The organism is Pseudanabaena sp. PCC 6802 (assembly GCF_000332175.1).
GTDB lineage: Bacteria > Cyanobacteriota > Cyanobacteriia > Pseudanabaenales > Pseudanabaenaceae > PCC-6802.
In genome coordinates, this window is sequence record NZ_KB235914.1 from 3282878 (window position 1) to 3296616 (window position 13739).

Annotated in this window: 14 protein-coding genes and 2 pseudogenes; 8 read left to right on the forward strand and 8 right to left on the reverse strand. The window is 48.4% G+C overall.

Features of this window, described 5'->3' with window-relative positions; genetic code table 11:
- Nucleotides 1-76: 76 nt before the first annotated feature.
- On the reverse strand, nucleotides 77-454 hold the full coding sequence (locus PSE6802_RS34980) for a hypothetical protein (RefSeq protein WP_156815610.1): 378 nt from the start codon (nucleotides 452-454) through the stop codon (nucleotides 77-79).
- Between the two features lie 172 nt (nucleotides 455-626).
- On the opposite strand from PSE6802_RS34980, the gene PSE6802_RS0120975 reads away from it, so the two are divergent.
- Both PSE6802_RS0120975 and ltrA read left to right on the forward strand, forming a co-directional pair.
- Nucleotides 627-896: a hypothetical protein gene (locus tag PSE6802_RS0120975; protein WP_019498561.1), complete on the forward strand. Its 270-nt coding sequence runs from the start codon at nucleotides 627-629 to the stop codon at nucleotides 894-896.
- Between the two features lie 185 nt (nucleotides 897-1081).
- Nucleotides 1082-2392, forward strand: coding sequence for a group II intron reverse transcriptase/maturase (gene ltrA, locus PSE6802_RS0120980; RefSeq protein ID WP_019502003.1), 1311 nt, complete (start codon nucleotides 1082-1084; stop codon nucleotides 2390-2392).
- Nucleotides 2393-2525: 133 nt separating this feature from the next.
- On the opposite strand, the gene PSE6802_RS0120985 is transcribed toward ltrA, so the two are convergent.
- From PSE6802_RS0120985 to PSE6802_RS34530, 3 genes are all read right to left on the reverse strand, one after another.
- On the reverse strand, nucleotides 2526-2948 hold the full coding sequence (locus PSE6802_RS0120985; protein WP_019502004.1) for a pepsin/retropepsin-like aspartic protease family protein: 423 nt from the start codon (nucleotides 2946-2948) through the stop codon (nucleotides 2526-2528).
- Nucleotides 2941-3159 (reverse strand): hypothetical protein, encoded by a 219-nt coding sequence (locus PSE6802_RS0120990; RefSeq protein WP_019502005.1) that lies wholly within the window; start codon nucleotides 3157-3159, stop codon nucleotides 2941-2943. Before PSE6802_RS0120990 ends, PSE6802_RS0120985 begins: the two co-directional genes overlap by 8 nt.
- Before the next feature lie 150 nt (nucleotides 3160-3309).
- Nucleotides 3310-3681, reverse strand: a complete 372-nt coding sequence (locus tag PSE6802_RS34530; RefSeq protein ID WP_019502006.1) for a hypothetical protein — start codon at nucleotides 3679-3681, stop codon at nucleotides 3310-3312.
- A gap of 442 nt (nucleotides 3682-4123) precedes the next feature.
- Here PSE6802_RS34530 and PSE6802_RS29890 point away from each other — a divergent pair, with 442 nt between their 5' ends.
- Together PSE6802_RS29890 and PSE6802_RS29895 are read left to right on the forward strand one after the other, a co-directional pair.
- Complete coding sequence (locus PSE6802_RS29890) at nucleotides 4124-4441, forward strand: site-specific integrase (protein WP_225902691.1); 318 nt, start codon at nucleotides 4124-4126, stop codon at nucleotides 4439-4441.
- A gap of 42 nt (nucleotides 4442-4483) precedes the next feature.
- Nucleotides 4484-5322, forward strand: a protein-coding gene (locus PSE6802_RS29895; protein ID WP_156815411.1) for an IS5 family transposase whose coding sequence is annotated in 2 segments (ribosomal slippage) — nucleotides 4484-4832 and nucleotides 4832-5322 — 840 coding nt in all. Because the reading frame shifts where the segments join, the coding sequence is not laid out codon by codon here.
- Nucleotides 5323-5423: 101 nt separating this feature from the next.
- On the opposite strand, the gene PSE6802_RS0121010 is transcribed toward PSE6802_RS29895, so the two are convergent.
- A complete protein-coding gene (locus PSE6802_RS0121010) occupies nucleotides 5424-6074 on the reverse strand; it encodes a rhomboid family intramembrane serine protease (RefSeq protein ID WP_019502008.1) in 651 nt (216 codons plus the stop codon).
- Nucleotides 6075-6203: 129 nt separating this feature from the next.
- Between PSE6802_RS0121010 and secA the strand changes: the two genes are divergently transcribed.
- From secA to PSE6802_RS0121025, 4 genes are all read left to right on the forward strand, one after another.
- On the forward strand, nucleotides 6204-9014 hold the full coding sequence (gene secA / locus PSE6802_RS0121015) for a preprotein translocase subunit SecA (RefSeq protein WP_019502009.1): 2811 nt from the start codon (nucleotides 6204-6206) through the stop codon (nucleotides 9012-9014).
- A gap of 135 nt (nucleotides 9015-9149) precedes the next feature.
- Nucleotides 9150-9767 carry a Uma2 family endonuclease gene (locus PSE6802_RS0121020; protein ID WP_019502010.1) on the forward strand — a complete coding sequence of 206 codons (618 nt, stop codon included), beginning with the start codon at nucleotides 9150-9152 and terminating at the stop codon, nucleotides 9765-9767.
- A gap of 10 nt (nucleotides 9768-9777) precedes the next feature.
- Complete coding sequence (locus PSE6802_RS32190; RefSeq protein WP_225902740.1) at nucleotides 9778-9864, forward strand: element excision factor XisI family protein; 87 nt, start codon at nucleotides 9778-9780, stop codon at nucleotides 9862-9864.
- A gap of 38 nt (nucleotides 9865-9902) precedes the next feature.
- Nucleotides 9903-11012 (forward strand): tetratricopeptide repeat protein, encoded by a 1110-nt coding sequence (locus tag PSE6802_RS0121025; protein WP_019502011.1) that lies wholly within the window; start codon nucleotides 9903-9905, stop codon nucleotides 11010-11012.
- A gap of 269 nt (nucleotides 11013-11281) precedes the next feature.
- On the opposite strand, the pseudogene PSE6802_RS32195 reads toward PSE6802_RS0121025, so the two are convergent.
- The 3 genes and pseudogenes from PSE6802_RS32195 to PSE6802_RS0121045 all read right to left on the reverse strand — a co-directional run.
- Nucleotides 11282-11461, reverse strand: a pseudogene (locus PSE6802_RS32195) (ATP-binding protein); the annotation flags it as partial.
- 9 nt (nucleotides 11462-11470) lie between these two features.
- A protein-coding gene (locus tag PSE6802_RS0121035; protein ID WP_412973435.1) for an ISKra4 family transposase occupies nucleotides 11471-12545 on the reverse strand; the annotation gives its coding sequence in 2 pieces (ribosomal slippage) (nucleotides 11471-12386 and nucleotides 12385-12545; 1077 coding nt in all).
- A gap of 111 nt (nucleotides 12546-12656) precedes the next feature.
- A pseudogene (locus PSE6802_RS0121045) lies at nucleotides 12657-13593 on the reverse strand (ATP-binding protein); the annotation flags it as partial.
- Nucleotides 13594-13739: the final 146 nt, after the last annotated feature.

Sequence of the window (13739 nt, forward strand, 5' to 3'; positions counted from 1 at the left end):
ATACAAACAGAAACAAGGTGCATTACATTTCATTAATGCACCTGAAAGATTGGCTAATAGTGTTGGAGTAATATAGCTATCTGCATTCAATTACTGTGAAGCGATTAGCACCTTCATTGGAGAAGAAATTAGCTTGCAATTCCCCATCCGTATATCTCTCTATCCATTTCCAATTTATTGTTCGATTTCCCCACCCAAAATCCTGACTTTGCCACTGAGATGCACTTGAATAACGTCTCCAACGACAGAATTGATTAGCAACCTCATTTTGGGCAGGTTTATTACAGCCATCCTGAAACCTGAAGGAGTTAAGACAAGCATCAATGTACTTCCCTTCAATCTGTGGATTTAAAAAAGTCTCTTTTAGAGGTGCTGCGATAGTAGTGGATGAATTGAGAAAAATTAGAGATACAAAGACTGTAGAAGCTGCAAAAACCTTTGAAGATATTTTCATTGCCATGACGCATAACTATAATTTGCGGTCTAACGGCTTGGGCTTCAGCGGTGGCAAGGGTTTTTGAGTCATTACCAGAGTGTTGAGGCCATCCGCTGCAAGCCCTGGTGTACGCCCAGCATGGGCGTGAACTAATGGGGTGAAAGTCCCCTGTAGGAGAACCAGCGTCCAAATGATCAATTTACAGATCCGAGTGACGACCACTACTAGCTTAAGGCAAGAGTGCTTTCGCGAGGAAGTGTTTGAAGGAAGCCGGATAGCAAACCGACGAGCCGACGAACAGAAATGTCATAGAAGGCTGAGACCCCTGGGTGAGTTGGCACAACACAACAAAACCTCTGGTTCAAGGGGCACAGTAAATGACACGGTTGCGGCGGGACAGTTCACGTTCTTATCTGGGGAGGTCTGTAAGGTTGCGGTTCTAAGAGTAAAGGGAGTCTGAATGAGGTAAGAGCCGGAAACGGTTAGGAAGCCACAGAACCCTAAAGCAAAAAGGACAGCCCACTAAGAGGGAACTCTTGGTGTCAAGCCTTGCAGAAGTCAGCAGAAGTCATAGTAGTCCAATCCAGGACGAAGGACAGAACATAATTGCCATAAGGAGGAGCAATGAACAACTCAGACGCATCGATGAACCCGACCGGGGGAGATGACGGATGGCGTGCTGACATAAAGCCAGCCTTAGACAACCTGATGGCGCGAATATTAGAGCGCAACAATGTGCAACAGGCATGGGGAAGGGTGAAATCGAACCAAGGAGCAGCCGGAATCGACGGTATGACTATAGGAGATTTCCTCGACTATGCAAGGGAGCATTGGACAGAGATTCGCGCTTCCCTGAAGGATGGTACGTATCAACCGCAGCCAGTGCGACAGGTAGTAATACCAAAGCCAAGAGGCGGCGAGAGAAAGCTAGGAATACCTTGTGTCATAGACCGGGTAATCCAGCAAGCCATTCTACAAGTGTTATCGCCAATGTTTGAGCCAGGATTTTCGGACTCAAGCTATGGCAGTCGACCCAAGCGATCTGCCCACGGAGCAATTCGGCAGGTAAAGTCCGCCATCAAAGCAGGGTATCAAGTTGCGGTAGACATTGATTTGGAGAAATTCTTTGACAATGTAGACCACGACATGCTGATGTCCCGCATTGCTCGGAAAGTAACCGATAAGGTACTTCTGGGTTTAATCGGACGGTATCTGCGAGCGGGAGTTATGGTCGGTCACACTTTCGCGGCAACGGATTGGGGCACTCCACAAGGGTCGCCACTGTCACCGTTGCTCGCCAACATCTTGTTGGATGACCTCGACAAAGAGTTAGAGGCAAGAGGACATCGCTTTGCTCGCTATATGGATGACTTGGTAATTCTGGTCAAAAGTAGACGGGCAGGGCAGAGGGTGTTGGCTAATATCAGCCGATACCTGAGCCAAAAGCTGAAGCTCAAAGTAAATCGGCAGAAAAGTCGTGTGGTCAGGACTGACAAATTAGAATTTCTGGGATTTACGTTCCGAGGAATTCGGATTTGGTGGTCAGACCAAGCCTATCGGGATTTCATACATCGACTGCGGGGCTTAACGTCACGTAGTTGGGGTGTTTCAATGGAGTACCGCATGGAACGATTGAACCGATACTTACGGGGCTGGATGAACTACTACGGCATTTCCCAGCATTACAGTCCAATTGAGCAGTTGGATGGTTGGTTGCGGCGACGGATTCGCATGTGTTACGGTCAACAGTGGCGCAGACCTCGCACTCGTATTCGCCATTTGCTTGCTCTCGGAACCAGTAAGCGACAGGCGATTTTGACCGGCATTAGTCGCAAAGGCTATTGGCGGTTGTCAAAGACTCTGGCAACCCATACGGGAATGACGAATCAGTGGTTACAGCAACAGGGTTGGCTTTCAGTGCGAGAACTTTGGATGAAAGTCCAGGGTTATGCCTGATTTTCTTGAGGTTTGTTTGCGCGGCGATTATGAACCGCCCGGTGCGGACCCGCATGCCGGGTGGTGTGGGAGGGAAGGGCTAAACACCCTTCTCGACCCGATTATACGGGTGTCTCACCCAGCCCCTCCCTTCTCATTCAACCACCCTTGGTCGGACTTCAAATTCAGACTGTGAGCGAGAAAAACAAGCATCAAACTCAAAAAGGAAATTAGCCTGTCTTAATATTAAAGGTGCATTGGGGGCTTGAGTCCAGGCAAATGCCAGATTAACCCTCGGAAATGGGGTGATTTGAGCCTCAACAACGACTGCACGAGCTTCAAAACGCGCTAAATTCCCAGCCAAGATAACCGAAAGATTTTCACTCTCCCAGAGGAAGCCCAGTTGTAGACCCAATTCGTAGGGCAAAACATTAACACTTGCGCCCGTATCTAGTAAACCTTCGGCGTTTAAGGATCGCCCGTTGAGACTCAGCGTTATAGGCACATATGGCATTCGGTCAACCATGCCAGGACTGGTGTCAATAATTTTGTAGGGAAATTTTTGGCCGTTAAGCATTCTGTTCTTTTTGCTTTGTCGCCAGAAGACTCATCAAAGTGTTAGCAGCTTCTGAGCACCCATATGGAGACCATATGGGGTATTCTTGACCCTCGACAAAAAAGTTTACATCTTCTTCTTTCACAAGCTCTGTTGCCAGAAATTGCATCAACCGCAGCTTATCAATTTTTGAAAGCTCCTGGATTTGAGACTTGAGTTCAGTCAAAGGCATTGATAAAGCTCCATTGCTGAGACTAGAAAGGGTGAAGATGCAGGGCTGTCGCCTAAAGACAAAGATTAGCACCCACTTATTCTACCAAAAAGCTCTAGCTCACGCTAACCTCAGGATGGTGAAAAACTGATTTTGTCTCAAAAAAAGAATTTAACCTTTGTATTTTACCTTCAATTTCATATTGCCTGAACTACCAGCTATCAGTTCAATGGGAAAACCCTCGACATTCGCTCCTAAGCTCAGCCCTGCTTTTTCAGACATAGTAATCTCAAGTTCATCCACGTCATTTTCTTTGGCGACTCGGATAATTTCAGTAGCTGCTTTTGTCTGCAACTCAATCTCCTTGGTCACTGCACCAGAAGTCAGAGACTGCACTGCATCTACTAAAAAATTACCAGCTTTCCAATAGAACCATAAAGGAGCTAAAACCCATCCATACTCCCACCCATACTTATCAATCAAATCAAATGCTTGTTTTCGACCTTCTGGTGTAGTAACGGCAAATTTTGCAATATTGCTCACTTTGTCCTATCCCCTTACTTTGACCATTCTTGTGAAGCCTTCAGTCAAACTAAATCGGTACTTTTAAGTGTTTTTCTTTCATAGGTCTAACTATATATTAAGCCGCACCTAGCGGTATAGTACTCATACATCTTAGGCTTTTTACCGCAAAATTGCAGTTTAGTACGCATATTTTAATGTTTTGTTGCATATCTACAACTTAGCGTACGCATTCTGTATCTTTTAGCGCAGATGTGAAGTTTAGCACGCAGAAATTACATGCTTTACCGCGCTTTTGCGGTTTAGTACGCTCATTTTGTATCTTTTACTTCAGATGTGAAGTTTAGTACGCAGAAATTACATGCTTTACCGCGCTTTTGCGGTTTAGTACGCTCATTTTGTATCTTTATACTGCAGATGTGCGGTTTAACATTCTGAATCTGGGCACAATAAGTCATATCCTATGCAAGAAAATTCTTCTACTGTATTTGCCATGACAGAAGTGCAGCCGCCTCGCTTACTTGACCAGGTGCGTCAAGTTATTCGCCTCAAACATATGAGCATAAAAACCGAAGATTCCTACGTCTACTACATTCGAGACTTTATCCTCTATCACAACAAGAAGCATCCTAGAGACATGGGAGCACCTGAAATCCGGGCATACCTTTCGCATTTGGCGATCGCAAAAAATGCGGCAGCTTCAACCCAAAATGTCGCACGCAATGCACTAGACCTCTTGCAGATTAGGTTGAGGTTGAGTTGCCAAAGAACCCCAAGATAGGAAAATATCAGGACATAGCAATAACGAAAAAGCGTCCTGATGATGAACTATATAATAGCGCAAACCCTACCTGCTGCACACTTTAAGCGTCGATTTGGTATCGAGACTAATACGTTCAAAGCAATTGTGAAAGTGCTTAAACCAGAGTGGCGAGCAACGCCAACACCTGGAGCCAAGCCTAAACTCGGACTAGAAGACCGCATATTGGTTGCCTTCGAGTATTGGCGGGAATATCGCACCTACTTTCACATCGCCACTAGTTGGGGCATCAGCGAGTCTACAGTTTGTCGAATAGTGCATTGGGTAGAGGAGACTTTAATCCGCTCACGTCGCTTTCGACTACCTGGGAAGCGCCAGTTGGTGCGGGGCTTTGGGATACCTACAGTCGCGACGTTGATGTGACTGAAACTCGCATTGAGCGTCCTAAGCGGCACCAACGTGCCTTTTATAGCGGCAAACAGAAAGGGCACACGCTCAAATGTCAACTCATAATTGACGCTCTTACTGGGCAGATTATCTGTACGTTTTTCGGCAAGGGGCGACGGCATGATTTCAAGCTGTTCAAAGCTTCTGGCATCCATTTCCATCCTCAAACCGAGAGTTTGCAGGACAAGGGTTATCAAGGCATCCAGAAACTGCATCTCTACTGCCGCTTACCCCACAAGAAACCGAAAGGTGGTCAGCTTACGCCTGAGCAGAAAGCGTTCAACCGCCAACTTGCGCGCCAACGGGTTGGCATTGAGCATGTTAATCGCCGCTTGAAGATCTTCCGCATCTTATCTGGACGCTATCGCAATCGTCGTCACCGCTTTGGTTTGCGTTGCAATCTAATTGCTGGTCTCTACAATTTTGAACGCTCTCAAGGCTCCTCAGTTGGCTAATTTGCAAGAGGTCTACTGTTTGCATTATCTCAATGGGATTTGTCAAGCGTCCGCCAAACCTTCCAGTTGTTTTCGCCTGCACGATTGCATCAACATCAAAATTAGATTTCACGATCGTCCTCGAAAAGCTTGAATAAAATTATGCCTGCGACAAAGCCGCTGATGTGGGCGAGGTAGGCTACCCCCGGTTGACCTGGGTTGGACATCGCCGCATAAACTGTTTGCCCCACTAACCAGATGCCCAGGAAAAATAACGCTGGTATCCTGATCGTGGTCAGGATGATGAAGATCGGCACCAGGGTCACAATCTCGGCGCGGGGAAAGCGGACGATATAGGCACCCATCACACCTGCGATCGCACCGCTAGCCCCAATTAACGGGATGCCAGAGCTAGGTGAAAACATGGATTGGGTGATGGCAGCGATCGCGCCGCAAATCAGGTAAAAAATTAAAAATTTCACGCTACCCAAACGATCCTCAACGTTATTGCCAAAAATCCACAAAAACCACATATTGCCAATCAAGTGCAACCAACTACCGTGTAGAAACTGCGAGCTTAGTAAAGTAATGACCTCGCGGTTTGTAAAGGCAAAAAATTCGCGGGGAATAACTGCCCAAGCGCGCAAAAATTGAACGAGTTGGGGGTTGCTCAAACTAATTTGATGCAGAAAAACCAGAACGTTAACGGCAATCAGCGCATAGACAACCAGAGCCTGCCGCCGCGTAGGGTTGTCATCATAAAGAGGGATCATAAAGGGGGATCGTTAGTGCATTAGTTACTGTAGTTACTGTGGATTAGGTACTATGGGAGTAGAGCAAATTTTTGTTTAATATTTGTTTGATAACTTATTATTTAATACTCCCTGATTTCTACGGTAGCCATGTTAAACCTTCAGTCTTTGATCGGCGATCCCAATAAGCGCAAGCTGGATAAGTTTCGTCCCGATTTAGCTTTGATCAATTCCCTAGAAGCAGACATTAAAGCTTTAAGCGATGAAGAACTACGTGGTAAAACTAATGAATTTAAGCAGCGTCTGGTGCAAGGTGAAAGCCTGGACGATATTTTACCCGAAGCATTTGCCGTAGTCAGAGAGGCGGCTACGCGGGTATTGGGGCTGCGCCACTACGACGTGCAAATGTTGGGCGGCATGACCCTGCATAAGGGCGAAATCGCGGAAATGAAAACTGGGGAAGGTAAGACCCTGGTTGCCACGCTACCCAGTTATCTTAACGCGCTGACAGGCAAAGGCGTGCACATCGTCACAGTTAACGACTACCTGGCGCGGCGCGACGCGGAATGGATGGGGCAGGTACACCGCTTTCTCGGCTTAAGCGTCGGGCTAATTCAGCAAGCCATGGAACCCATGGAACGGCAGCGCAACTATGCCTGCGATATTACCTACGCCACTAACAGCGAATTGGGCTTCGACTACCTGCGCGATAACATGGCAACCACAATGGAAGATGTGGTGCAGCGCCCGTTTAACTTTTGCGTCATTGACGAGGTTGACTCCGTCCTGATCGACGAAGCGCGAACGCCTTTAATTATTTCCGGTCAGGTCGAGCGCCCCACGGAAAAATATATGGGTGCGGCGGAGATCGCCAAACAGCTAGAGAAAGAAACGCACTACGAAGTTGACGAAAAACAACGCAACGTCATTCTCAACGATGATGGCTTTGAAGCAGCCGAAAAGCTGCTCGGCGTTCAAGATTTATTCGATCGCGACAATCCCTGGGCGCACTATGTCTTTAATGCAATTAAGGCAAAAGAACTCTTCCTCAAAGACGTGAACTATATCGTGCGCGGCGATGAAGTAATCATCGTCGATGAGTTTACGGGGCGGGTGATGCCCGGTCGTCGTTGGAGCGACGGTTTGCACCAGGCGATCGAGGCAAAAGAGGGAGTTCCAATTGAGAATGAGACCCAAACCCTGGCTTCGATTACTTACCAAAACTTCTTCCTGCTCTATCCTAAACTTGGCGGCATGACCGGAACGGCCAAGACCGAAGAAGCGGAATTCGGCAAGATTTACAATCTGGAAGTCACGACCATGCCCACCAACCGCAAGAGCGGTCGGGTTGACCTGTCAGACGTAGTTTACAAAACCGAGGATGGTAAATGGCGTTCGGTGGCGCTGGAATGCCAGGAAATGCACGAACTCGGTCGCCCCGTTCTGGTGGGCACGACCAGCGTGGAAAAGTCCGAGCTGCTGTCGCGGTTATTGACCGAACTGAAGATTCCCCACAACCTGCTCAACGCTAAGCCAGAGAACGTGGAACGCGAATCGGAGATCGTGGCGCAAGCCGGACGGAAGGGGGCAGTGACGATCGCCACGAATATGGCAGGTCGGGGTACGGATATTATCCTGGGTGGTAATGCTGACTATATGGCACGCCTGAAGGTGCGGGAATTCTTTATGCCGCAAATCGTGCGACCGGATGACGATGAGGACATGGGGGCAGGACAACTGCTATTCCCCAATCGTCCCACTGCCGGTCAGGGGTTTGACCCTAACGGGGCGGGCGGCAAGAAGCGCAAGACATGGAAAGCCTCCGATAGCCTTTTCCCCTGTCAAATTTCCAATGATGCCAAGGCATTGCTCAAAGAGGCGGTTGACTATGCCGTCAAGACCTTAGGCGCGCAGAGCCTCACCGAACTGGAAGCCGATGATATGCTGGCAGTTGCAGTGGAAAAAGCACCCACCGACGATGTGGTAATTCAAAAGCTCCGTGCGGCAGCTACGCAAATCAAGCACGAGTATGAAAGCCTCACCAGCAAAGAACACGAAGAAGTTGTCTCCCTGGGTGGATTGCATGTCATCGGCACCGAGCGTCACGAGTCCCGCCGCATCGATAACCAGTTGCGCGGTCGCTGCGGTCGTCAGGGCGACCCCGGTTCCACCCGTTTCTTCCTCAGTCTGGAGGACAACCTGATGCGCATTTTCGCTGGCGATCGCGTTGCCGCCCTAATGGATGCCTTTAAGGTGGAAGAGGATATGCCCATTAGCTCCGGCTTGTTAACCAGAAGCCTGGAGGGGGCGCAGAAAAAAGTAGAAACCTATTACTACGACATCCGCAAGCAGGTATTTGAATACGATGAGGTGATGAACAATCAGCGGCGCGCCATCTATGCCGAGCGGTTTAGGGTGCTGGAGGGGCAGGATCTGCGTGATCGCGTGATCGAATACGCGGAGCGCACGATGGACGATATCGTCAATGCCTACGTCAATCCAGATTTGCCACCGGAAGAGTGGGATTTGACCAGCATGGTGAATAAGGTAAAAGAGTTCGTAAATCTTCTTCAGGATTTAGAGCCAGCACACCTGGACGACATGTTTATGCCAGAGATGCAGGCATTCCTGCGCGAAGAAGTGCGCCGTGCCTACGAAATCAAGGAAGCTCAAGTCGATAGCCTCTCACCTGGATTGATGCGTCAGGCCGAGCGCTTTTTCATCCTCCAACAAATAGATACTCTCTGGCGCGAACACCTGCAAGCCATGGAGAGCTTGCGCGAATCGGTAGGCTTGCGCGGCTACGGCCAGAAAGATCCGTTGATCGAATACAAGAGCGAAGGCTACGAGTTATTCCTGGGCATGATGACCGATATTCGTCGCAATGTCGTCTATTCTCTGTTCGAGTTCAATCCGCAACCACAACCGCAAACTACGCAGATAGAAGCTGAGTTTGTTTAGTTAGCAGGTGCAGGGATTTGGGGGTTGGATGGTTGTAAATCTTCATCTCAATTCCCAATTCCTATATGCAGGTAAACACATGAGATAAACACATCAGATAAACACGTCAGGTAAAATCATTCAGGAGGTGAGATTGTGGCTATTGCTCAGACTGTTCCACCTGGTTCGATCCTGGATCGGGCAAAATTTTTCCTTACTTTAGATGAGTATCGATCGCTTGAGGAAACCTCTGAGGAGCGACACGAGTACCGTAATGGGGAGATATTTGCAATGTCTGGAGGTTCGGAAGCGCATAGCGCGATCGCTAGCAATCTATTAATTTATCTGGGGTTCCTGTTGAGGGAAACGGATTTTCGTTTGTATAACAGCGATCTGCGGATCTGGATTCCTGAATTTCAGTGCGGGACGTATGCGGATTTGACGATCTGTAATGGGAAACCAGAATTTAACGGCGATCGCACCGACGAAATTCTCAATCCTATATTGATTGCTGAAGTTCTCTCCCCGTCTACAGAAGCCTACGATCGCGGTAAAAAATTTAGGAAATACCGTTCGTTACCTAGCTTTTGTGAATACCTGCTCATTAGTCAAACTGAACCCTACGTCGAGCAATATTACAATCGCGATCGCGATAAAGATCGGCATTGGCAGTTACAAATCTACGAACACCTGGAGCAGTCAATCTCTTTACACAGCCTCAACATAGAAATTTCCACAACTGAAATTTACCGTCGTATTAGTTTTCAGGAATAATTATGTCGGCATGGATAAAGGAGTTCCTGCATCAGATATTGTCTTAGGTTTTCATTCTCCGTTCAAACGTCAATTTAGTGGATGTGCGATCGCATAACTGGTTAAAAATCTGGAGTTATCAAGCGAGGGACGATAGTGCCTGAAACGGGAAGTGACGATCGCCAAACATATAAGCAAGTCTGCTTGCAGGCAACGGCGTATTTTTCTAGCGGTCGGTTAGCGGAAGCAACGACTGCCTGTCGCCTCGCAATCGATATCGATCCCAATTCACCGGAGGCATATGCGATTCAGGGTGATATTTGCCAAGCTCAGCAGCAGTTTGACGAGGCGATCGCGGCATACTCGCAAGCATTACAATTCCAGCCGAATGACGATTTAGTTGCTAAAGTTTCTAGCAATCTAGGCGATGCTCTCTATAACGTTAATCGTCGCTTAGAAGCTCTGTCTCAATATGAGAAAGCGATCGTCCTGCAACCCGATGCGGTGAGAGCTAATTGGATGTTGGGATGTATTGCCGAGGAGCAAGGCTGGATCGAGATTGCACTCCAGTATTACCGCAAGGCAATGACGCTCGATCCGGCATTTTTTACACCGCAGTCCCACGTCAGCGTGGGGAAGCTTCTGCAAGAGCGAAATTTCTATACTGAGGCAGCTAATTTCTTTAACACCGCATTGCGGCTGCAACCGGACTATGCCGACGCTTACCATGCTATGGGCAATTTGCTGTTAGCGCAGGGTGATGTGGAAGCAGCATCTCAACTCTACGATCGAGCGGAGATGGTGGAAATTGACCTGATTACAGCGAAGCAATATAACGATTTGGGCGTGGCTTGCATTAATCAAAATAAACTCGATCTGGCGATCGCGCATTTTCAAAAAGCGATTCAAATTAAACCCGACTACGCCGATGCCCACTGCAATCTCGGTAACACTTTCCTACAGCAGCACAACCTGCGCGATGCAATTATCTGCTACCAAGAAGCCCTCAACATCGATCCCAATTTCGAGGAGGTTTACTATAACCTGGGCACCAGTCTGGCGGAACTGAATCGATTGGATGAGGCGATCGCGTTTCTCCATGCTGCGATTACCGTCAATCCCAACTTTGCCGATGCCCATTACAACCTTGCCAGCGCCCTGGTTAAAATGAATGAGAGGGATTTAGCACTGATGGCTTATCAGCGTGCGATCGACCTACGCCCTGACTTAGTTCAAACCCATTCCAATTTAGGTTTCGATTTATGATTTGTGACAGCAATCTCTCCATAATTGCCAGGGGGTAGGGGCAGGCACGGGGGCACTGCCCCTACAAGACTGTACGTTCTCTTGCGAAAATCTCATACCAATTTAAACAGTAAGCAAGACAGATCGAACGGGGGCAAGGGGTTTCACCCCTTCGTAGGGGCAACGCCCCTACACCCCCATCTGTAACCCAAACAATTTAAATTGGTATCATTATGCGCGAATTACTGTAATCGATCGCCCGGTTGGGGTTGCGTGCGTTTCTGTTTTCAAACGACGCGATGGAGAAATGCCATCAATACCAAATGAGGAGCGATTTCGGGGTAGGAGGCGCTCTTGAGCAACGCTTCGCCGTGCTGGAGCCAAAAGGACAGAAACGCATCGAGTAACGCATCGGTATTCAGTTCGCCCCGCTCGTTCAGCCAGGTGGGACTGATGATGGGCAAGCTGTCGGGAGCATCTCAGTTTTGCAAGGCAAGGTTAAGAGAGCCATTAAGGTAAGCAGAACGGTGTTTGAGGACTTGTGGCACATTATCACGGTTCCATTGAGCGCCAGAGATTTTGATGCGTCTAGCGATTTGCTTAACAGCAGATTCCACTGCGCCAGAACCAATAGAGCAAATCTGCTCGGTTTGGAAATACCAATAATCAGGAATACGATGGCGATGCTTGTGCAGATAAGCAATAAAATTGATGCTCTGAGGACTAGCTAAGTGATTGAGCTCAGCAATAGCTGCAGTCACATTACCCCGCCACAAAAAAGCTTCGACCCCAGTCAAAAGTTGAGCTGTAGCCTCAATTTTATGCAGGTTTTCCACCAAATGGAACCAGTCCAAGATTTCATAGCGACTATCAGGTATAGAGATCTGGGCAATAATATTCCAAATCCCATCATGTCCATCCCCAATACAGGTAACCATATCTGCTAAAGGCTGTCGATTTACCCAGTCTGTTAAGGCAATGTTATCTTGAAATGTGGCAAATATGGCTTGTCCATGCAAGTTCACAGCTTTATAGTCCTTCCACTCACTTGGCTGTCCAAGTGGCGTGCGCAGTCTGATTCTGCCTCCATCGACACTTAATTCCTCGACCGACTCTTCTACCTCTAGGGGGCTAAATTCATGGCGATGCACCAGGCGCTGTTGTGTACTGCGCGATATTTGCACTCCCATCAACATGGCTAAGTCTTTGGCGGCTTGTTCGTAGGATACATTCGCACTCAAGATCAGGCTACATCTTTCCACATACGGGCTCACCTGGCTATAGGGGGCTACTTTGAGCTTCTGCGCTTGCTTTTGCGTGAGGTGGAGCTGTCCGATGCTGCTTTGCACTCGCCTGCGGCGTCCTGCTTCTGTGCCCGTAACTGTGCGGATAAAAACTCCCTATTTCTGGGCTGACATGTTCGAGGATTTGCTGCCGCACAGCGATTTCGATCCCTTCCAAGCTGGTTAGTTGTTCCGATGGTGTATTCTGATAAAGGATGGCGGCAATAGCTTGAACGTGCGCTTGCATTTCTTTTTCCTGCTCTGGAGTCATGGTTGCTCTCCTTGGGGTTGGTTTCTCGTATTCCTATCTTCTGATTTCTTCCCCCTTTTGGCTACCCATCTATATTAAGCATTATTACTCAGCGCAAAGTTGAGATGCTCCCAAGCTGTCTTGCGATCCCAGCGCCAGGACGCGAGGTAAGACTTCCCGATAAATCGGATTGGCGATCGCTAAGCCTCCGGCTGGATCGCGTACGAGCAATCCCAGATCGACCAGATACTGGCGATCGTCGTTGGGAGTATTGGGTAACTCTTGTCCCGCTAAAATCGGCTCCATAATCGCTTTGACGCGATTTTCGCGCAGTCGTTCCGCCAGACTATCGAGGTGTGTATCCTGACGTTGAATGAGAATCTCTTTTGCCTGGAGAATGTGCTCCGTTGTAATTGGGATGGATACGTCGGTTACTAACTCTTCCACTGCCTCTTTTGCCAGGGCATTTACCAACCAGGGTTGTCCCTGCGTCAGTTCAAATGCTAGAGCCATTGCTTCCGGTGTAAAGTTCTGTCCCGTATCCAGCGTGTGTTGTGCGTAGAGTTCGATGACTTCCTCCGCGTTGAAGTTGCGCATGGTGAGCGATCGCACTTTGATATTAAACGGACTGGAAGTGTTGAGGCGGCGGGACGCATCCTGCAAGGAATCGCTGCCACCGGAGGCGACTTTATAATCGCGCACGTCTCGCAAGCCGATGAGACCGACCGATTGCGGAAAAGCGCGAGGACGATTGGGATAGCCATCGCGCAGTTGACGGAGGATAGAAATGAGAGCTTCATCAAATTGCCTGTTCGGCACCTCCGATATCGTGGCTGAAGGGAGCGCCCACCTCAACTGAAAGCATAACAGCCGTATATTGACCGCTATCTGTAAGTTGCTTCGCTAAAGACAGCATAGCTGTGGTTTTGCCAACCTGTCGCGGGGCATGAATGATAAAGTAGGTTTCCTGGGCAATCAGTCGCTCCAGGTCAGGGACGCGACGGGTTGCAGATAACATGTAGTGGATATCCTCGCGGCAAGAGCCAGCGGTATTGAACCAGCGGGGCATAAGTTAAACTTTAGCAATGGCTAACCTTAGTTTACCTTCTCGTCACTAAAAACCTGGGTGAAGTAGTATCTGCCATAATTGGGAAATATAGGTCATAAGTCAACCAGTAGAAGCTAACACTAACCCTTCCAATCTCGCAGCTAAAA